Origin of the sequence: Paenarthrobacter sp. YJN-5, from assembly GCF_015040095.1 — a bacterium.
GTDB lineage: Bacteria > Actinomycetota > Actinomycetes > Actinomycetales > Micrococcaceae > Arthrobacter > Arthrobacter ureafaciens.
In genome coordinates, this window is the sequence record NZ_CP053544.1 from 2,769,038 (window position 1) to 2,790,205 (window position 21,168).

General features: G+C 64.4%; 14 protein-coding genes. 7 read left to right on the forward strand and 7 right to left on the reverse strand.

The annotated features are described in order from the left end of the window. Window positions 1-5: 5 nt before the first annotated feature. Entirely contained in the window at window positions 6-2,114 is a 2,109-nt protein-coding gene (locus HMI59_RS13120) for a type IIA DNA topoisomerase subunit B (RefSeq protein ID WP_193591565.1), read from the reverse strand. A gap of 254 nt (window positions 2,115-2,368) precedes the next feature. On the opposite strand from HMI59_RS13120, the gene HMI59_RS13125 reads away from it, so the two are divergent. Beyond that, entirely contained in the window at window positions 2,369-2,590 is a 222-nt protein-coding gene (locus tag HMI59_RS13125; protein ID WP_021473125.1) for a hypothetical protein, read from the forward strand. 330 nt (window positions 2,591-2,920) lie between these two features. Here HMI59_RS13125 and HMI59_RS13130 read toward each other — a convergent pair whose 3' ends face one another. From HMI59_RS13130 to HMI59_RS13145, 4 genes are all read right to left on the reverse strand, one after another. Then, on the reverse strand, window positions 2,921-4,231 hold the full coding sequence (locus tag HMI59_RS13130; RefSeq protein ID WP_021473126.1) for an RNA polymerase sigma factor: 1,311 nt from the start codon (window positions 4,229-4,231) through the stop codon (window positions 2,921-2,923). 267 nt (window positions 4,232-4,498) lie between these two features. Continuing rightward, window positions 4,499-5,818 (reverse strand): DUF4192 domain-containing protein, encoded by a 1,320-nt coding sequence (locus tag HMI59_RS13135; RefSeq protein ID WP_193591566.1) that lies wholly within the window; start codon window positions 5,816-5,818, stop codon window positions 4,499-4,501. 85 nt (window positions 5,819-5,903) lie between these two features. Then, entirely contained in the window at window positions 5,904-7,250 is a 1,347-nt protein-coding gene (locus tag HMI59_RS13140) for a nitrate/nitrite transporter (RefSeq protein ID WP_193591567.1), read from the reverse strand. Between the two features lie 36 nt (window positions 7,251-7,286). After that, a complete protein-coding gene (locus tag HMI59_RS13145) occupies window positions 7,287-8,225 on the reverse strand; it encodes a proteasome assembly chaperone family protein (protein WP_021473129.1) in 939 nt (312 codons plus the stop codon). A gap of 325 nt (window positions 8,226-8,550) precedes the next feature. On the opposite strand from HMI59_RS13145, the gene HMI59_RS13150 reads away from it, so the two are divergent. From HMI59_RS13150 to HMI59_RS13170, 5 genes are all read left to right on the forward strand, one after another. After that, entirely contained in the window at window positions 8,551-10,074 is a 1,524-nt protein-coding gene (locus tag HMI59_RS13150) for a leucyl aminopeptidase (protein ID WP_193591568.1), read from the forward strand. 294 nt (window positions 10,075-10,368) lie between these two features. After that, window positions 10,369-11,751 carry a dihydrolipoyl dehydrogenase gene (lpdA, locus tag HMI59_RS13155; RefSeq protein ID WP_021473131.1) on the forward strand — a complete coding sequence of 461 codons (1,383 nt, stop codon included), beginning with the start codon at window positions 10,369-10,371 and terminating at the stop codon, window positions 11,749-11,751. 115 nt (window positions 11,752-11,866) lie between these two features. Further along, entirely contained in the window at window positions 11,867-13,636 is a 1,770-nt protein-coding gene (gene sucB, locus HMI59_RS13160; RefSeq protein WP_166186154.1) for a 2-oxoglutarate dehydrogenase, E2 component, dihydrolipoamide succinyltransferase, read from the forward strand. A gap of 151 nt (window positions 13,637-13,787) precedes the next feature. After that, window positions 13,788-14,141, forward strand: a complete 354-nt coding sequence (locus HMI59_RS13165) for a hypothetical protein (protein ID WP_166186153.1) — start codon at window positions 13,788-13,790, stop codon at window positions 14,139-14,141. Window positions 14,142-14,388: 247 nt separating this feature from the next. Beyond that, entirely contained in the window at window positions 14,389-14,817 is a 429-nt protein-coding gene (locus tag HMI59_RS13170; protein ID WP_166186152.1) for an OsmC family protein, read from the forward strand. Between the two features lie 116 nt (window positions 14,818-14,933). On the opposite strand, the gene HMI59_RS13175 is transcribed toward HMI59_RS13170, so the two are convergent. Further along, a complete protein-coding gene (locus tag HMI59_RS13175; protein ID WP_193591569.1) occupies window positions 14,934-18,482 on the reverse strand; it encodes a S41 family peptidase in 3,549 nt (1,182 codons plus the stop codon). 85 nt (window positions 18,483-18,567) lie between these two features. Between HMI59_RS13175 and HMI59_RS13180 the strand changes: the two genes are divergently transcribed. Beyond that, window positions 18,568-19,470 (forward strand): TIGR01777 family oxidoreductase, encoded by a 903-nt coding sequence (locus HMI59_RS13180; RefSeq protein WP_193591570.1) that lies wholly within the window; start codon window positions 18,568-18,570, stop codon window positions 19,468-19,470. 44 nt (window positions 19,471-19,514) lie between these two features. Here the strand turns inward: HMI59_RS13180 and HMI59_RS13185 are convergent, their stop codons facing one another. Further along, the gene (locus HMI59_RS13185; protein ID WP_193591571.1) at window positions 19,515-21,134 is read right to left on the reverse strand and encodes a serine/threonine-protein kinase; all 1,620 of its coding nucleotides are present in this window, start codon (window positions 21,132-21,134) and stop codon (window positions 19,515-19,517) included. Between the last annotated feature and the right edge of the window lie 34 nt (window positions 21,135-21,168).

The window sequence follows — 21,168 nt, forward strand, 5'->3', positions numbered from 1 at the left end:
GCTCCCTACGCGTCGATCCGCTCGCGGTCCAGCGTGGCAGCACCGGCGATGATGAACTCCTTGCGCGGCGCCACGTCCGATCCCATCAGGAGGTCGAAGACTTCCTCGGCCCGCTGGGCACTTTCGATCCCCACTTTGCGGAGGGTGCGGTGCCTCGGATCCATGGTGGTCTCAGCCAACTGCTGGGCATCCATCTCACCCAGGCCCTTGTAACGCTGGATGGGCTCTTTGTAGCGTTTCCCTTCCTTGGCGAGCTTGGACAACAGCACATGGAGCTCCGCTTCGGAGTAGGTATAGATCATCTCGTTGGCCTTCTGGCCGGGGTTGATGACCTCCACGCGGTGAAGCGGCGGAACCGCGGCGAAGACCCTGCCGGCTTCAACCATCGGCCTCATGTAGCGGAAGAAGAGCGTCAGCAGCAGGGTACGGATGTGGGCGCCGTCGACGTCAGCGTCGGTCATGAGGATCACCTTGCCGTAGCGGGCAGCGTCCAGGTCGAAGCTGCGCCCCGAGCCCGCGCCCACCACCTGGATCAAGGCAGCACACTCGGCGTTGGACAGCATGTCTCCCACGGAGGCTTTCTGGACGTTCAGGATCTTTCCGCGGATCGGCAACAGGGCCTGGAAATCGGAGGAGCGTGCCAGCTTCGCGGTGCCCAGCGCGGAGTCGCCTTCCACGATGAACAGTTCGGAACGGGCAACATCGTCGGTCCTGCAATCGGCGAGCTTGGTGGGCATCGACGACGTCTCCAGCGCATTCTTTCGCCGCTGCGTCTCCTTGTGGACGCGGGCCGAAATGCGCGACTTCATCTCGCTGACGATCTTCTCCAGCAGCAAAGCAGACTGTGCCTTGTCATTGCGGTTCGCCGAGCCGAGCTTCGCGGAGATTTCCTTCTCTACCACCTTGGCGACGATCGCGCGCACTGCCGAGGTGCCCAGGATTTCCTTGGTCTGTCCCTCGAATTGAGGCTCTGCCAACCTCACCGTCAGCACGGCAGTCAGTCCGGCAAGGACATCGTCCTTTTCGATCTTGTCATTGCCTGCCTTGAGCTTCCTTGCGTTCGCTTCCACGGTCTTGCGGAAGGTTTTCAGCAGGGCAGCCTCGAATCCGGCCTGGTGCGTCCCGCCCTTGGGCGTTGCGATGATGTTGACGAAGCTGCGGACAGTGGTCTCGTAGCCGATCCCCCAGCGGAGGGCGATGTCCACCTCGCAGTCGCGCTCGACTTCGGCGATCTTGCTGTGGCCGTTCTCGTCCAGGACCGGAACGGTTTCCTTGAACTTGCCGGATCCGTGCAAACGCCAAACGTCCGTTACCCCGGTGTCCGAGGCGAGGAATTCAACGAACTCGGAGATACCGCCGTCGTGGTGGAAGACCTCCTCGTGCACGCCGTTTTCACCGGGTGTTCCTGCCAGCTTGCGTTCATCCCGGACGGTAATCCGCAGGCCCGGGACCAGGAAGGAGGTCTGGCGCGCCCGCGCCACGAGGTCGTCGTAGGAGAACTTCGCGTCCGGAGTGAAGATCTGGCGGTCCGCCCAGTAACGCACGCGGGTTCCGGTCACCCCACGTTTGGCCTTGCCGACGACATCAAGGACGGATCCTTCGACGAACGGTTCGAACGGCGAGTCGGGACCGGCCTTGCTGCCGGAGTCCTGGAAGCGTCCCGGCTCACCGCGCCTGAAGGACATCTGGTACGTCTTGCTGCCGCGGTCCACTTGCACGTCGAGGCGGCTCGAGAGTGCGTTGACAACGGAAGCGCCCACGCCATGGAGACCGCCCGAGGCGGTGTACGAACCGCCGCCGAACTTACCGCCGGCGTGGAGCTTGGTAAACACGACCTCGACGCCGGTCAGGCCCGTCTTCGGTTCAACGTCCACCGGAATGCCGCGGCCGTCGTCGTGGATCTCCACGGAGTTGTCCGCGTGCAGGATCACCTTGATGTCGTGCCCAAATCCGGCCAGTGCCTCATCCACCGCGTTGTCGATGATCTCCCAGAGGCAGTGCATGAGTCCCCGGGAGTCAGTGGAACCGATGTACATACCCGGACGCTTGCGGACCGCTTCCAGCCCTTCCAGGACGGAAAGATGCCGGGCGTTGTATTCAGAACTCGGTGCCACTCGCGGTGTGCTCCTTCGGGGTATAGCTCAGGGTGTTTCCAGCAGCTGTAAGCCAACGTGGTCAAGGCAAACACTGCCCATACTAGGTTAGTCTCGCGCGGCTGCCGGACCCGCCCGCCACACCCGAACGGGCGTCGAAGGCAAAGTTACGTTACGCACATGTGATACGCGGACAGCGAAAGTGACCCATCCTTGCCATGGTTCTGCCTCGAATGCTGGTTATATGGATGTACAGAACTACTAAGGAGGCCGACATGACAACAGCAGTTGCAGACCGCACGCTAAACGCAGCTGACCGATGCGATCGTTGCGGGGCTCAAGCATATGTCCGCGTTGTACTCGAGTCCTCCGGCGGTGAGCTGCTTTTCTGCGGCCACCACGCCCGCGCAGTCGAGGCCACGCTCCGGCCCCTGACCTCCGACTGGCATGACGAGACCGAGCGCCTCAACGAGAAGGCACCTGTTCCGGTCGACTGAGGGCACCACACCTTGGTTGCGCAGATGAGTTGAGCAGATGAAAGAGCAAGGCCCCTCCCGGCGGGAGGGGCCTTGCTTCGTTAAACACTCCCCGGTTCTTGGGCTCAGGGCCAGCACCGCACACCCCTACGCGCCAACCGCACCCACTCCACGTCGACACGGCACCCCTACCCGCCGACCGCACCCACACCACGTCGACACCGGACCCCTACGCGCCGACCGCACCCGTAGCCGGGGCGCGTGGGGCGGGTAGTGATGCGATGAGGCAGTGCCTGGAACGACATCAGCCCGGCAGGAAATTCCTGCCGGGCTGATCACCGTGCAACGGACTTAGTCCAGGTAGTCCCTGAGGACCTGCGAGCGGGAGGGGTGCCGCAGCTTGGACATCGTCTTGGATTCGATCTGGCGGATGCGTTCGCGCGTCACTCCGTAGACCTTGCCGATTTCGTCTAAAGTCTTCGGCTGGCCATCAGTGAGCCCGAAGCGCATGGCGACCACGCCTGCTTCACGCTCGGAAAGCGTGTCCAGGACGGAGTGGAGCTGTTCCTGCAAGAGGGTGAAGCTCACGGCATCCGCGGGTACCACGGCTTCGGAGTCCTCAATGAGGTCACCGAACTCGGAGTCTCCATCCTCGCCCAACGGGGTGTGGAGGGAGATGGGCTCGCGACCGTACTTCTGGACTTCCACAACCTTCTCGGGAGTCATGTCCAGTTCGAGGGCGAGCTCTTCCGGCGTGGGTTCGCGGCCGAGGTCCTGCAACATCTGACGCTGGACACGTGCGAGCTTGTTGATGACTTCGACCATGTGCACCGGGATACGGATGGTACGGGCCTGGTCGGCCATGGCACGGGTAATGGCCTGGCGGATCCACCACGTGGCGTACGTGGAGAACTTGAAGCCCTTGGTGTAGTCGAACTTCTCGACTGCACGGATGAGGCCAAGGTTGCCTTCCTGGATAAGGTCCAGGAACAGCATGCCACGGCCCGTGTAGCGCTTGGCCAGGGAGACCACAAGGCGGAGGTTTGCCTCAAGCAGGTGGTTCTTGGCCCTCTTGCCATCGTGGATGATGAACTCAAGTTCGCGCTTGAGCTTGGGGTCCATGGAACCGTCGTCAGCAGCGATCTTTTCTTCGGCAAACAAGCCGGCTTCGATCCGCAGGGCGAGATCGACTTCCTGCTCGGCGTTGAGGAGCGCTACCTTGCCGATCTGCTTGAGGTAGTCCTTGACGGGGTCCGCAGTGGCACCGGCTGACATGACCTGCTGGACGGGGGCGTCGTCATCATCGGCGTCGGAGTAGACAAATCCGGAGCCTGAGGGCGCAGGCTTGTCCTTGGAGGAGGCGACCTCTTCCACGTCGTCGTCGCCGACTTCCACTTCTTCAGCAGCCGAGGGGTCGAATTCCTCGTCCTCAACCGACTCTTCGGCGTCCTCTTCGGTATCCGGGGACTTGCCGGCGGCCTCGGCCGCGGCCTTGCCACCGGGCTTGGGCCCGCGCTTCTTGGGGGCCGGCTTGCCGGAGTCACCCTCTGAAGCTTTGCTGGCAGCGCGTGTCGCCGCACGCTTGGCCGGTGCCGCCTTCTTTTCCTCAGCGGACAGTTCGGCCTGGGCGGCGGGTTCCTTCTCGACGGAAGACGGGGTCACAGAAAACCTTTCTAGCGGCGGTCTGTGGAATCACCATGTGGGCAACACCACTATGACCCTGTCAAGTCCGCGATTAATTTCAAACGCAATCGCCGCCTGCAGAGTCTCTAGGTACAACTGCCGGCGCCGCCGTATTGTTCCCTGATTAAGGGGGCAATACGGGCATTCAAACGCGGACCCAACCGGGTCTCGGCATCCATTGTCTCACGGATTTGCGAATCGTACGCCTTTGTGGAGAGCGAAAGCGTCAGCCACCGCACGGAGCGACTAGTTGCGCGAGGCTTTGTAGGTGCCCCATGCCGACTCAGGCCGCCGCGCCCAGCCGCAGATGGTGCCCTGCCCCAGTACATCGTCCAGCAAGTCAGCCAATCGGTAGCCCTGATGCGCCGCAGCGGCACGGAGCAGGCTGGCATGGGCCAACGACCCGTTTCCTTTGGCCCACGCGACCCATCCCTGGAGCGTGAGTGCCGCCGCTGCGAGGCCACCCTCCTCATCGTCGTAGGACAGGGCGGACAGGATCCTTCCCAAAGAGTCCAACAGGCGCCAGTCCGGTATCTCAGGTTCCTCGCCGAGCAGGACTCCGCCGTAAGAAGGCATCTCTGACATCCCGTCCAACAAGGTAGCTCCGGACTCTTCGGGACTGCGGCCGTTTGAAGCGGCGCCCGCAGCGGCCGCCGGTGGCATGGCAAGCCCCAGGGCCAGGGGGTCGAAAGGAAGCGAGCTGGAGTTATCACCGGAGAAGAGATCGAAGGCACGTCCACCGGCCTTCGCGGAGGCCACGTCCGCGGCTGCCATGACAATAACGGCGTCCCGCCAGGCAGGAACGGCGAGTGTCGCCCGGAGGAACCCCATCAGTTCAGATCCGGCCGGTCCCCCGAAAACGGCCCCGGCAATGTCCGATGGCCCCAGCCCATCAGCCCGGGGACATCTTTCAAGGACCTGGGCCCAAGCATCGAGTACGGCATCAAAACAGCACTCACTGCGCCCTGACTCCAACAACTGGTCCTCGAATCGTTGCTCAGCTTCAAGGACATCGACGGCGGGCCTGCCGGGGAGGGCTAGTTTGGGCGGATCCACGGTGCTGTCCGGGGCGGCGCCCACTGTGCTTCCCCGGTACACCATCTCAGCGCTGATCCTGCTGTTGTGGATGCGCTCCAAAGGGAGACCGGGAACCGGGCAGCAAGAGAGATCGGTGCAGAACGCACTGCGCCAATAGTCGTCACCGATCAGCCAGGCGTCACGGACGGTCAAGTTCACCGGGGCCAGGGCCTCTTGCAGGATCCCCAGCAAGGGCATGGTCCAGTCCAGGACCGAACCGTCATCCCAACCCGCCGCGGAATACAGCGCCAGCAGGACGCCGTCGGCGCGTTCGTCCGCCAGCAGCTGGTTGCGAACGTACGCGGCAAAATCAGCCTGGGCGTGGGGGTTGTCCGCCGGCGGCAAATCAACCCGCAGCGTTGCTCCCAGGGCCTTTCCCTGCATCGTGATTGCCACCAGGCTCTCCCGGGGCCAATAGCCCAGCAGGTGCGGGATATAGCCCAGGACGTCTTCGGGTTGATGAATGCTGAGTGTTTGCTTGATGGTCATGACTCAAGCTTGGTGCTGACCTGAAACGCCGGACAGTGGCTGTTGTGGCTATGTGGAAAACGCCGGACTGCCAGGTGCGTGCGTGCTAGGTGCGCTCCTGGCGTGCAGCGCGCCTGCGCTCCATGCGTTCCCGGCGTTGCTTGGCCAGGGTGACCACCAGCGGTGGCACATGCACTCCCTGGGCAGCCATCTGCGCCCGCACCTTGCGCCGGGTGGCGAGGATCATCAGCGTGCCAAATCCGAGCAGCACGAACTGCACACTGAGGGCTATCCGGAACGGTGCCAAACCATACAGGTTGCCTCCGGAGAATCCGGAGCCATTCAAGACGTCCAGCACCAGGCCGATCAAATAGATGGCTACGAGTGCCGCGATGAAGCCACCAACGTTGACGATGCCGGTTGCCGTCCCGATCCGGTGCGAAGGGTTGAACGTCCGGGCGAAATCAAAACCGATCATGGAACCCGGACCGCCGACCGCCAGCACCACGACGAGCACCACCAGCAACCACAGCGGCGCCCGGTCCGGCAGCGACAATACGGCGGCCCACACGATTGCGGTGGCAAGGACGATCAGCAGCACCATCGCCGAACGCCGCATCGGGTGCCTGGAGACAAAGCGTCCCACGCCGGGACCGGACACGATCGCCGTGGCAACAAACAGCGCCATGAGCCCCGACACTGTTGCCCCGTCCAGGCCTTGGGCGGACAGAAGGAACGGATAGCCCCACGTCATGGCAAAGAGGTTGCCACTGAATTGGACCGTGAAGTGGCTCCAGAGGCCCAGCCGCGTCCCCGGCTGCTTCCAGGCACGCGACAGGGAGATGCCGGTCGCTTTGAGCCCCTGCGCCGCGTTCTGCGGGGAATGTCCCGGCGGGGCATCACGCAGGAGGGCAAGGACCAGGACGACGGCGAGGACGGACAGGCCCACCAGGGACAGGAACGCCGGGGTCCAACCCGCGGATTGCAGCAGCAACGCGAACGGGACGACGCTGAAGAGTTGGCCTAGTTGGCCGCACATCCCCGTCAGTTGGGTCACCAGGGGCACCCGGGCGGGAGCGAACCACAGCGGTACAAGCCGGATGACGGAGATGAAGGTCATGGCGTCACCGGCGCCAACCAGCACCCTGCCCAGCACTCCCCCGGGGACACTGTCCGCGAAAGCCAGCTGTAACTGGCCCACCCCCATCAACACGGCCCCGCCTGCCACCATGACGCGTGAGCCGAAACGGTCCACCAGCACACCAACGGGTATCTGCAGTCCTGCGTAGACCAGCAGCTGGAGGACCGTGAAGAAGGAAACAGCTGCGGCACTGGCGTGGAACCGCTCAGTGGCCTCAAGGCCCGCGACCCCGAAAGATGTCCGCTGCGCCACGGCCACCAAGTAGGCGAAAACGCCGATCGTCCAAATGAGCCAGGCGCGTGGAGAGTTCACCCTTTAAGTATGCCCGCCACAGGCATCAAAGCAGATTTATTGAGGAGCATCCTTGCGTGCGAGGTAGGCCTCCACGGCTGCACCGAGGTCCTCGGCATTGGGCAGCTCGTCATTCTCGTCGGCCAGCAAGGAGCGGCGGACCATGCCTTCGGACTTTTCGTCGTAGCGGGCTTCGAGGTTGGAGACTACCGCCTGCACTTCCTGGGAAGCTTCTATTTGTTCGGCGATCTGACGGACCACTTCCCGCCCGGACTCGCGCAGCCTGTCGGTGGGGAGCATGAGCGAGGCAGCAGCCCCAAGGTATTCGAGCCCTGCCACCGCGGCCTGCGGATACTCGGCCTCGGAAAGGTAATGCGGAACGTGAATGACGTAGCCGGCAACATTGCGTCCGGCCTCTATGAGCCGGAGCTCCAGGATGTGCCCGATCGCGGCAGGCACTTCCACGGTAGGTTTCCAGCTCGAGATGCCGTCGATGAGTTCAGGCCTGTTTCCGTGGACGGTAACTCCTACGGGCCGAGTATGCGGTACCGGCATGGGAATGGAATGGATCCACGTGACCAGGTTGACGTCCAGTTTCTCGACGATTCCGACGACGGCCCGCGAGAAACGTTCCCACTGCAGGTCCGGCTCAAAACCGGCGAGCAGTAGGAAAGGCTGGCCCAGCCCGTCCTTGAGCTTGTACAGCCCAAGCTGCGGGGGCTGGTAGTCCTGCAGGTGGTCCTCAACGAAGCTGATGTGCGGGCGGCGCGAACGGTAGTCAATGAGCTGGTCGGCGTCGAACATTGCCACCACCTCGGCGTCGAGCTGGTCCAGCAACTCCGCGTTGATCTGCCGCACTACCTGTCCGGCGTCGGCGAAACCGGTGAATCCCATCACCAGATTCAAGCCCCGCAGTTCGGGGCTATGGAAGATCTCGATGTTGCTGGCATAGAGCGCCTCGGGGTCCAGGAGGGAGCCGGATATCCGTTCAAACACGGCATGTTCCTTTCGCTGTGGCAAGTTTCACGGGGCCGGCCGTGAGGGGAAACCCCCAGGCGGCCGAAGACCATTCCCCATGGTCCGTATTCATACAACGCCGCACGTCGGGCTGGCATTCCTGCCTGCCCGTGTGCCGCAGCTCTCATTTAATTGCCGTCCGCAGCCCGCAAGAGACTACGATCGAAACGGGCCGGCATCCTTTTCGTTAAGCTGGCCCTAGACCAAGGCCGCCGTCGCAAGAGGACGTCGGGCGCGTACCGGGGCAGGGCGCCAAACATGCGGTCCCGCCATGCAATGCAGAGAGAAGTGAGGAAACATCCTCGTGGTCAAGACTACTGACATCATCCTCGGCGTGATTGCCAAGGACCTCAAGAAGTCCCCCAGCGACGCCCTCGTGGTAGGCGTAGCGCAAGGTGCAGACGGTCCCGTGCTGCTCTCCAATCCCTTGAGCGCAAAGGCTGCCGAGTCCATCGCGGGTTCCTTGAAGGTCCTGGGCATTACGGGAGCAGCGGACCAGGTTCACCGCCTTCCGGGCCTTCAGGAGACGGGCTCGGAACTCCTCGTGCTCGCCGGGCTCGGCAAGCCGCAAGCAGACGGCAGCTTCACCGGCGAAGCACTGCGTCGTGCGGCCGGCTCCGCGGTCCGCCAGCTTGCGGGCTTGGCATCGGTGACGTTGGCGTTCCCGACGACGGCCCTCGCCGACGTCGCTGCCGTGGCCGAAGGCGCAGCCTTGGGTGCCTACTCCTACACCGAGCACCGCTCCAGCAAGGACGGCTTGAAGGCGCCGGTAGCCAAGGTTTCGATCTTCACAGCCGTGGATGCCAAGGAAGCGCAACCGGCCCTTGACCGGGCGGTCGTCCTCGCCCGGGCCGTCAACGCCACGCGCACGCTGGTCAACCAGCCGCCCAGCCACCTCTTCCCCGAATCATTCGCCGAAGCCGCGAAGGAACTTTCCAAGGGCCTCCCCGTCAAGGTCACGGTCTGGGACGAGAAGCGCCTGGAAAAGGAAGGATTCGGCGGCATCCTCGGCGTCGGCAAGGGATCCACCAGGCAGCCGCGCCTCGTCAAGGTTGAATACGCCCCGGCTAAAGCTGCCCGCAAGATTGCACTCGTGGGCAAGGGCATCACTTTCGATACCGGCGGTATCTCCATCAAGCCGGCCCTCGGCATGGGCGACATGAAGAGCGACATGGCCGGGGCCGCCGTCGTACTTAATGCCGTCCTGGCCATCGCATCCCTTGGCCTGCCCATCAAGGCAACCGCGTGGCTCTGCATAGCGGAGAACATGCCCTCCGGTGCGGCGCAGCGGCCCGCGGACGTCCTGACCGTCTACGGCGGGAAGACCGTGGAGGTCCTGAACACCGACGCCGAGGGCCGGCTGGTCATGGCCGACGGCATCGTTGCGGCCAGCGAAGAGAAACCCGACGCGATCATCGACGTCGCCACCCTGACCGGTGCGCAATTGATCGCACTTGGCCTGCGCACAGCCGGCGTGATGGGGACCGACTCGGTCACCTCGGCCCTGAAGTCCGCAGCCGACCGGGCCGGTGAATTGGTCTGGCCGATGCCGCTGCCCGAGGAACTGCGCCCGAGCCTGGACTCGCAGGTGGCAGACCTGGCAAACATTGGTGAGCGCAATGGCGGCATGATGACTGCAGCCGTCTTCCTGCGCGAGTTCGTTGGCAAGAACGGCAACGGTGAACAGATCCCGTGGGCCCACGTGGACATCGCCGGGCCGTCGTTCAACAACGGCAGCCCGTACGGATACACCCCCAAGCAGGGAACCGGATGCACCGTCCGGACCCTCGTGGCGTACGCGGAAGACCTGCTGACCGCCTCCGCCTAGCTCCGCTACCCGCTCCACCAAAGCTTCCGTGGGCCGGCCGGGAACACTCCGGCGGCCCGCGGAAGCCCGGAATCATGCGGCTGATAGCGCTGTGTCACACGCGAACGTGAGTCTCGACACAAGCGCTCCACATTCGCCCGCGGAGGGTGGAGCATGGGTAGGTGGTTCGCTAAGGTGAACTCGATAGTCACAAATGCAAGAGAACTTACGTGCTGGCATAATCGCGGCAGTACAAGTTCCAAAGACCAGATGGCACGCACACCCGTGTCATCATTCACGCGAGGGAGCGTTTTAGTGGCCGATCAGGCAACTGCGCAAGAATTCGACATCCTGGTACTCGGTGGCGGCAGCGGCGGCTACGCCACGGCCCTGCGGGCCGTACAGCTTGGGTTCACCGTTGGCCTTGTGGAAAAGGCAAAGCTCGGCGGAACCTGCCTGCACAACGGTTGTATCCCCACCAAGGCCCTCCTGCACTCTGCCGAACTGGCAGACCATGCACGTGATTCCGCCAAGTACGGCGTGAACGTGACGCTTGACGGCATCGACATGCCGGCCGTCAACGCATATAAGGACGGCATCATCGCCGGTAAGTTCAAGGGCCTCCAGGGACTCATTAAGTCCAAGGGCATCACGGTCATCGAAGGCGAAGGCAAGCTCCAGGGCACCGACACCGTCGTGGTGAACGGGACCGCCTACAAGGGCAAGAACATCGTGCTGGCCACCGGCTCCTACTCGCGTTCACTGCCCGGCCTGGAAATCGGCGGCAAGGTCATCACCTCGGACCAGGCCCTCACCATGGACTACATCCCCAAGAGCGCCATCGTGCTCGGCGGCGGCGTTATCGGTGTCGAGTTCGCTTCCGTCTGGAAGTCGTTCGGCGTGGACGTCACCATCGTCGAAGGCCTCCCCTCCCTCGTGCCGAACGAGGACGCCACGATCGTGAAGAACCTCGAGCGCGCTTTCAAGAAGCGCGGCATCAAGTTCAGCACCGGCATCTTCTTCCAGGGCGTCGAGCAGGACGAAAACGGCGTCAAGGTCACCTTGGTTGACGGCAAGACCTTCGAAGCCGACCTCCTCCTGGTAGCCGTCGGCCGTGGCCCTGTCACAGCCAACCTCGGCTACGAGGAAGCCGGCCTCACCATCGACCGTGGGTTCGTCATCACCAACGAGCGCCTCCACACCGGCGTGGGCAACATCTACGCCGTCGGTGACATCGTCCCGGGCGTTCAGCTCGCCCACCGCGGCTACCAGCAGGGCATCTTCGTCGCCGAAGAGATCGCCGGTTTGAACCCCGCAATCGTCGAAGACATCAACATCCCCAAGGTCACCTACTGCGAGCCCGAGATTGCCACCGTTGGCTACACGGAGAAGGCAGCCAAGGAAAAGTTCGGCGAAGACCAGGTCCAGACCCAGGAATACAACCTTGCCGGTAACGGCAAGAGCTCCATCCTGGGCACCGGCGGCATCGTCAAGCTCGTCCGCCAGAAGGACGGCCCCGTTGTAGGCGTTCACATGATCGGTTCCCGTATGGGTGAACAAATCGGAGAGGCCCAGCTCATTGTGAACTGGGAAGCCTACCCGGAAGACGTGGCCCAGCTGGTCCACGCCCACCCCACGCAGAACGAAGCCCTGGGCGAAGCCCACCTTGCCCTCGCGGGCAAGCCGCTCCACGGCTAAGTCCCCACCAAGACACACACGGAACGGGCGTCTGCGGCATCATTGGCCGCTCACGCCCGTTCCGGACCAGCAGAACTCATCCGCACAAAAGATCAATAAGGAGAACGGGGACGACATGTCTGAATCCGTTAACTTGCCCGCCCTCGGTGAGAGTGTCACCGAAGGAACCGTCACCCGCTGGCTCAAGCAGGTTGGTGACCGGGTAGAGATCGACGAGCCGTTGCTCGAGGTTTCCACCGACAAAGTAGACACCGAAATCCCTTCTCCGGTCGCTGGCGTTATCGAAGAAATCCTCGTCGCTGAAGACGAGACCGCGGAAGTCGGCGCCCCCTTGGTCCGCATCGGCGATGGCTCCGGTTCGGGCTCGGCCGGGGAGGCACCTGCCCAGGAAGCTCCCGCTGCTGAAGCACCGGCTGAGCAGCCGGCCCAGGAAGCTCCCGCCGCTGAAGCACCGGCTGAGCAGCCGGCCCAGGAAGCACCGGCCCAGGAAGCTCCCGCTGCCGGCGGCGAGGGCCACGAGGTCACCCTCCCGGCCCTCGGCGAGAGCGTCACTGAAGGCACCGTTACCCGCTGGCTGAAGGCCATTGGCGACACCGTTGAGGTTGATGAGCCCCTGCTGGAGGTCTCCACCGACAAGGTCGATACCGAGATTCCTTCCCCCGTTGCCGGAACTTTGCAGGAAATCCGCGTCAGCGAGGACGAAACAGCTGAGGTCGGTTCGGTCCTGGCCGTCATCGGCTCCGGCGCAGCGGCACCTGCTGCGGCTCCCGCACCTGCGGCGGAAACGCCTGCAGCAACCGAGGCTCCCGCCGCTCCTGCTGCCGAGGAAGCTCCGGCTCCCGCAGCGTCCCCGGCCCCCGAGGCGCCGGCTGCCCCGGCTGCTCCGGCCCAGGAAGCAGCACCCGCTCCTTCTGCCCCTGCAGCAGCCCAGTCCGAGTCCGGCAGCTCCTCCGAGTCCGGCTACGTCACCCCGTTGGTGCGCAAGCTCGCAAACCAGCACGGCGTAGACATCGCCTCCGTCTCCGGCACCGGCGTCGGCGGCCGCATCCGCAAGCAGGATGTGCTCGCAGCTGCCGAAGCCAAGCAGGCTGCTGCAGCACCGGCACAGGCCGCTGCTCCTGCTGCCGCCCCCAAGGCTGCTGCTCCGGTTGTTGCTTCGTCCCTGCGCGGTACCACCGAGAAGGCACCCCGCATCCGTCAGGTCATCGCCCGCCGCATGCGCGAGTCGCTTGAGGTCTCCACGCAGCTGACGCAGGTGCACGAAGTGGACATGACCAAGATCGCCAAGCTTCGCCTCAAGGCCAAGAACAACTTCCAGGCCCAGAACGGCGTCAAGCTCACGTTCCTGCCGTTTATCGCCAAGGCTGTTGCCGAAGCCCTGAAGCAGCACCCCAAGCTCAACGCTGCCTACGACGAGTCCAAGCAGGAAATCACCTACCACAACGCCGAGCACCTCGCGATTGCCGTGGACACGGACAAGGGCCTCCTTGTTCCTGTCATCGCAGACGCGGGCAACCTGAACCTCGCCGGTCTTGCCAGCAAGATCGCCGACGTCGCAGGCCGCACCCGTGATGGCAAGATCGGTCCGGATGAACTGTCAGGCGGCACGTTCAGCATCACCAACATCGGTTCTGTCGGCGCGCTGTTCGACACTCCGATCATCAACCAGCCGCAGGTCGGCATCCTGGGAACGGGTGCGATCGTCAAGCGCGCTGTAGTGGTAGCTGACGAGAACGGCGACGATTCGATCGCCATCCGCTCCATGATGTACCTGTCGCTGACCTACGATCACCGCCTGGTGGACGGCGCCGACGCCGGCCGCTTCCTCCAGACCCTCAAGGCCCGCCTTGAGGAAGGTGCGTTCGAAGCGGACCTGGGCCTCTAAGCCCGGTCACAGCACACCGTAGCTAAGAAGAGGGGCAGGTTCTCCGGGTAGGCCCGGAAAACCTGCCCCTCTTCCGTGTTCCGGTCGCCACGCCCCCTGGACAAGCACGTTTCTGCTACGTGATGTAGAAGAAACTGGCTAAGCTTGGCTCATGAGTATCCTGTACAGCATTCTGGTGTTCCTGCACATCGTCGGCGCCGCCATGATCGTGGGCTACTGGATCGCCACCATGAAGACGCCCACTGTGCATCCCCGCCAGCGGGACGGTGCGTTCCTTCAGCTCCTCACCGGCATCGCCATGATGGGCCTTATTCCCTTCATGGATGACAAGGACCCGAACTACATCAAGCTGGGCATCAAGTTCGCCATAGCGATTGTGGTGGCAGTCCTGGCAGTCATCGGTTCCCGCAAGGTCAAGAAGGGCGAGCCTGTCTCCACCGGCCTGGCTCACGGAGTCGGCGGGCTGGCGCTGGTCAACATCGCTCTAGCCACCCTCTGGAACTAAGGGTTCCGGAACCACCTACGGCGGAACCATCTACTGCACGTCCCAGTCGCGCCAAGCACCGACACCGGTCAACAGCCGTCCTGCCCATGGCAGGGCGGCTGTATTTTGCCCGGCGCCCTGCTTGCCGGGGGGTCACAATCCACTGACAGCGGAATGTCCGTGCACGCCCTCCCCCGAATCCATAGGATTGGACACGGTGGCAACCCGCGAAGGCGGGTGCCGGCTCACAACTACCCAAGGAGTGGATATGGCAGCAGTACGCACCGCACACACCGTCTGGAACGGCAACCTGATGGAGGGCTCCGGCAACACCACGCTGGACAGCTCGGGACTCGGCACGTTCGACGTCACCTGGAAGGCCCGGACCGAACAGGCCGGCGGCAAGACCAGCCCCGAAGAACTTATTGCAGCGGCCCACTCTGCGTGCTTCTCCATGGCATTCAGCCACGCCCTGGCCGGAGCCGGTTACACTCCGGAAGAAGTCCAGACCAAAGCGGACGTGACCTTCGTTCCGGGTACCGGCATCACGGGCAGCCACCTGACCATGAGCGCCCGCATCCCCGGCATCTCCGAAGAAGAGTTCCGCCGCATCTCGGAGGAAGCCAAGACCGGTTGCCCCGTGTCCGGCGCACTCTCGAGCATCGACATCACCCTGGATGCCACCCTCGCCGCCTAAGCCGGCAAGTTTCCCGCACAGACTGTCCGCTTGAGGACAATCCTGTCGGGAACAAACCATCCTGTAATACGGAAAAGGCCCTGCACTTGAAGAAGTGCAGGGCCTTTCCCGTAGTCCTAGCGGGCCTGGGGGCGGGCCGGCAACGCGCCTGGCCGGACGCTCCTGTAGCCCTCCCGGAGCGGAGGCCTGTCCGTAGGCAACTCCTGGATCATTTCCTTGAGCGCGCCGATGCCGTACTCCAGCTGCGGATCAATGCCCGCTGCGTACGCGTGCGGAGGGAACAGTACCTCGATGTCCGGTTCCACGCCGCGGTTTTCCACGTCCCAGCCGATGCCTCCGCCGAACCACGTGGCGTACCGGGGCTGCGTAACGCCCGTCCCGTCTGCCAAGGCAAAGCGGTTGTCAATGCCGACCACCCCTCCCCAGGTCCTGGTGCCGATCACGGGACCGATGCCACGCAGCTTCGAAACCTGGGTGATGATGTCGCCGTCGGAACCGGCAAACTCATCGGCCAGGATGACCACCGGCCCCCGGGGTGCATGATGCGGATAGGTCCGCGGTTTTTCGCCCCGGGGCATGCTCCAGCCTGTGACTTTCCGGCCGATCAGCTCGGCCACCAACTGCGAGGTATGGCCGCCACGGTTCCGCCGAACGTCAACAATCAACCCGTCCAGGGCGGTTTCGGTATCCAGGTCACGGTGCAGCTGCGCCCATCCGTTGGCCATCATGTCCGGAACGTGCAGATAGCCGAACTTACCTCCGGACGCCTCGCGGACAGTGCGGCGGTTGCCGCGCACCCAGTCCTGGTACCGCAGCCGTTCCTCGTCCCGTACGGGCACCACGGCAACCCGCCGCTGGACCCCTGCTGCGATGCCATGGCCCGGGCCATTCACCAGGGTCAGCTCCACCGTGCGGCCGGCCGCACCGACCAACTGCATCGCCGGGGTCACGGCTGCAGAAAGCCCGACGCCGTCAATCGCCAGAAGCACGTCGCCCACCTTCGCGTCCGCTCCCGGACGTGTCAGGGGTGAGGTGGCGAGGGGATCGGAGGATTCGCCGGCCAGGATGGCGGTGATCTCCCAACCGTGTTCTCCCAGCTGGAACTCGGCTCCCAGCCGTCCTTGGCCGTTCCGGCCCGGCTCACTGACAGCAGCCGGCTTGACGTAAGCGTGCGAGGTACCCAACTCCCCGTGGATCTCCCAGAGAAGATCCACCAGGTCATCATGCGAACCGAGCCGCTCCACGATCGGGCGATAGCGCTGATGCACGGACTCCCAATCCTGGCCTGCCATGTCCGGTGCCCAGAAGAAGTCCCGCTGGAGGCGCCAGGCCTCGTCGAAGGCCTGGCCCCACGCCGCGACGGGGTCCAGGATGACGCGGATCCTGTTGAGTTCAACCTTCACCAGGTCGCCGGACTCGTCGTCGACTTTCTTATCAGCCGGAACTGACGTCACCTGCTGGTCCAGCACGTAGACGATCCGTTGCCTGTCGCCGCTGAGCCGGTAACGGTCGGCGGCCTTGACCAAGGTGGTCTCCTGGCGCTTTGCGAGGTCGTAGCGGATCAGTGCCGGAGCGGGCTTCTTGTCCTGCAGCGTTCCTTTGCCCTCTCCCGTGACGCCGGACAACTCCGTGTCCAGCCAGAGGAGGGATCCCTCGCCCGCCGTCAACGCGGAGTAATTCCCTTGCGGCACAGGCACGGCAATGACGCGGTGGGCGAGTCCCTCCGCATCCACCCGCACGACGGGAGCGTCGCCGTCGTCGTTCTTCCCGGCGTCGGCGGGACCGTCTTCAAGGGTGTCGATGGAGGGCCCGAACGGCGACGGCGTATCCGCAGCCAAGGCTACGAGGTACGGCTTGATGGGGCTCGGGAAGGACAGGTCGAAGGAGTGTCCGTCATAGACGGGGTCGAAGCTCCGGTTGGAAAGGAACGCAAGGAATTTGCCGTCCGGAGTGAAGTGAGGCGATTCGTCGCAGAACCGTCCGTCAGTGACGTCGATGATGTCGGTTGCACCCCCGTTGGGCTTGGCGATCCTCAGCTTGCTGCGCGTCCCGAACGACGTCACCGGCTCGGACCAGGCGAGCCACTGCGAATCCGCCGACCAAGCCAGCTGTTCGACGCTGCCTTCACCGATGCTGACCAGCCGGGACAAGGCTCCGGACGCCGCGTCCGCCACAAACACGTCACCGAACGCAGTTCCGATCGCCAACCAGCGGCCATCGGGGCTTGCTTCCAGCGCGCTGACCCTGGCAGGCGCCGGAAGTTCCACCCTGACTTCGCCGTGGTGCTCCGCTTCGGGGGCAGCAGTGTGCTCCGCCGCCGCAGCCGCCGTGTCCGGTGACGGAGCTCCGGTGTCCGCTTGCGCTGTTCCCGCGCTTGCCGACGCGGGGTCTCCGGCCTTGGGTTCCTGCGGGGCTCCCGCCGCTGATTCGGGTCGACCCACAACGCGGGATACGGCCACCGGCTTCGGGAGGACTCCGTCCGGCGCTTCGCTGGCTTCTTCCGGCGACGGCTCCGCGGCGGACTGGCCCGTCACAGCCTGTGCCGTCGCAGGCTTTGCGGGAGGGGCCAAGCGCGCGGCAATACGTTTGATGTAGAGGGCTTCGACGCCGTCGTGATCGGCTACGTAGGCAATCCTGCCGTCCGTCAGGGGACGCGGGAGGCGCGCACGCACGCCGGGCGTCGCTTCAACCACGCGCGACGGGCCGTCCTTATGGCGCAACCAGTGGACCGTGCCGTGGGTTTCAACGGCGCTGGCGGTTCCGTTGATGTTGGGAACCACGTCACCGAGGTGGCCCGACACCTTCAAGGGGGCCGGGCGACGAGCCGGTGAAGCGGACCCGAGCGTGATCTCCAGTTTGGTGGCTACAGCCTCGGAATCCAGTGACGGAAGGATCCACAGCTCCCCCGCGGATTCAAACACCACCCTTGTACCGTCCGTGCTTGCGTGCCGGGCGTAGAAGTCCTCGTGGTCGGTATGCCGGCGCAGATCGGAACCGTCCGGGCGGACCGAATACAGGTTGCCGTATCCCTCATGGTCGGAGAGGAAGGCAATGCGGTCCTTGATCCACAGGGGGTCGGTAAGGTTGCCGTCGAGCTCCGGGACCAACCGCTCGTACTCACCGTTGCCGTCAGCATCGATCCACAACTTCCCTGCCATACCACCCCGGTACCGCTTCCACCACGCAGGTTCCCGGGACAGGACGCTCGCCAGGACAACCGGCCGCTCATCCCCAACCTCCGGGCCGAACGCGACACCCTCTACAGGTCCGAAAGGAAGTTCGACGGCGGCGCCGCCTTCCAGCGGCAGGCTATAGGCGTGGGTGTGCCGGCTTTCGGCCTTCTGGAAGGCGCTGGTCACCACAATGTGGCCCGATGGGTTGAACCCCTTGACTTTGGTAGTGCTGTGCCCGAAGTAGCTCAACTGTTTGTAACCGGCACCGTTGATATCGGCAGTCACCACTTCCGGCGCCGTTCCCACCACCGTTGTCCACACGAGTCGCTTGCCGTCCGGGGTGAACCTGGGATTCCGTGCCGGCAACTGCTGGGAGGAGACCCGCCAGGCGCGGCCGCCCGTGACGGGAGCAATCCAGATGTCGTCTTCGGCCACGAACGTGACAAGGTCGCCGTGCACATGCGGAAAGCGGAGGTAACTGGAAGAGGTCATTGTTCGATCATAGTCAGAAGGCGAAACACCGTCGCCGCTGTTCAGCGGCGTTTCCAGCATGCACCGGCCCGTGGTGAGATGGGTCATGAGAATCGTGATGTCCGGAGCTTCCGGAATGATTGGCACCGCGTTGTCCAAGCTGCTGGAGTCCCGTGGGGATGAGGTGATCCGGTTGGTGCGCAGGCCTGCGGCCAACAACAAGGAGTGGACCTGGGATCCGTCCGCAGGTGTATTGGACGAAGCGGTCCTGGACGGTGCCGACGCCGTAGTGAACCTTTCCGGCGCGGGGATCGGTGACCGTCCCTGGACTAAGAACAGGATCCGGGTCCTGCACGATTCCAGGCTCCAACCTACCCGGACCCTGACGGCGGCAATGGGCAGGCTCGGTTCCCCGCCACGCGCCTTCGTCAGCCAGTCGGCGTCGGGGTATTACGGAGCGTCCCGCCGGGAAGTCCTTCATGAGGACTCAGCCCCCGGCGAAGGCGGCGTGTTGGCGCCATTGTGCGTGCAGTGGGAGGAAGCGGCCAGGACGGCTCCCGACGGTGTCAGGGTGGTGACTCCCCGTACCGGCGTCGTGCTGAGCACCCAAGGCGGGGCGCTGGGTCCGTTGCTTCCACTCCTCAAAGTTGGCTTGGGCGGCCCCTTTGGCAACGGCCGGCAGTACTGGCCGTGGATCACCCTGGCCGACGAGGCCTCGGCGCTGGCGTTCCTTGTGGATTCGCAACTTGAGGGCGCCGTGAACCTCTGCGCTCCGGGCCTCGCGGACGTCAACACAATCGTTGCCCGGCTGGCCGAGGGCTTCCACCGGCCGGCATTCCTGCGGGTACCCTGGCCGGCCCTCAGGCTTGTCCTGGGCGGACTTGCCGATGAGCTGGTCATGGCAGACCAAGCGATGTATCCAGGCAAGCTGGCCGGGGCGGGCTTTACGTGGCAGCATCCCGAACTGCGTCAGGCAGTGGCCTGGCTGACGAGCCGGCCTGGCCGGTAAGTTCAACAGCCTCAAAGCCCGACCCCCTCACCGGCCGGAAGCCCTCACTGGTCCGAAGCCAGGATTTCGACGATGCGCCATGCCCCTTCCGTCCGTTTCAAGACGAGCCGCAGTTCCTGGGGTTTGCCTGCCGGCTGCCGGTGCATGACCCGGCCCGCTGCGTCCCTCTCTTCGTAGTCGGAGGTGGTTGCTGTCAGTTCCACTTCGGCGCTGTTTCCATCCTTGCTTCGCAGGGAAACGTTGGCCACCTCGGTGGACAGGCCGCCCAGCCGGATGCCTTGCGAGACGAGGTGCCCGGATAAGTCCTTATCTGCAGCCTCAGCCGGCGAGCCGGGAACATTGACCAGGGCCAGCAGCTCCGGGCGTCCTTCGCGCAATGCAAGGTCCCGCACTCGTGACAGTGCCGGGAGGGCGGCCTCGGGTTCGGTCGCCTTGAGAGCTTGGGCGAGGTCGGCCGGGAGGTCATGGCTGAATGGTGTGGTCCCGGCGACTGGAACAGCGGACCGCTCCCCCGTCGAAACAGCGGTGGCATCAGGGGTCTGCTGTGAGGGGGATCCGTTGGGCCACAAGTAGGCCCCGGCCGCAAGGAGCGCCAGACCGGCTACGCCGATCGTTCCGGCCTTTACGATGCCTCCCCGAACGCCTTTGCCGGAGGACCGGCGGCCAGCGGCACGCAGGTTCCCGGAGGAGGTTACGTCACTTTCCCAAACCAATGGCGTGGCCCGCTTGCGGCGCCACGGGAGCCGCCGTCGTCGTGTATCCGCGTCCCGCCGGCGGGTCAACAGCTCTGGAATGACGGACGGGTGGACCGCCCCGGCAAGATCCACCGGATGCGCGGCCGCGCTTCGGTGCACGGCCGTACCGAACTCTTTGGCAGTCGGGCGGGCCTTCGGATCGGGATCGAGCCCGGCCTCGAGGGCCGCGGCAAGGCCGGAAGGAACCCCCGGAACCAACAACGGCAACGGGGGCCGTTCGGGGCCAGGCTCAGGAGCATGGCCGGTGAGGCAAAACCAACCCAACGCAGCCAATGAGTACACATCGCGGGCAGGTTGGAGGATCCTCCTGCCCGCCCGGCCAGTGGAAAAACTGTCTGCGAAGCCTTCGGTCCCCGCCGGGTGGGAGTCCTGGACTTCTCCCAGAAGGCTTGCCGTACCCAGATCTGCCAGCAAGGGCTTGCCGTGGGAGGTGAAAAGGACGTTACCGGGCGAGATATCACCGTGCACAGTGCCCTCACCGTGCAGATAGGACAGTGCATGCGCCAGCGGAACCAGGACGGTCACCGTCTCGCCGACGCCGAGGCTGCCGCGTATCGCGACGAGGGCGGCCAGTGAGCCTCCGGCGGCGTAGTCGAGGACGAGTCCCACGCCGTCGGAACCGTTGCCACTGAACTGCACGACGTCGTGAACCCTCAGCAAGTGCCCGTGCCGGAGCGATGACATCACTGCCACCTCGCGGGACGCGCCGTCCACCATGGGCACGTTCCCGGCATCCTTCTCCGGGACGGCGATGCACTTGATGGCGAACCGTGAGCCGGGCCCGTCCCCCGGGCCGTGGTCCTTTTCAGCCAACCAGACTGTGGAGGATGCACCTCGACCCAGGAAACGGTGGACCCGATAGCCGGGAATGGCGGGCGGAGATGAAGGAGATTTATCCGGAGAACCCATGTCAAAAGGTCTACCCCACACCGGGTTTTCCTGC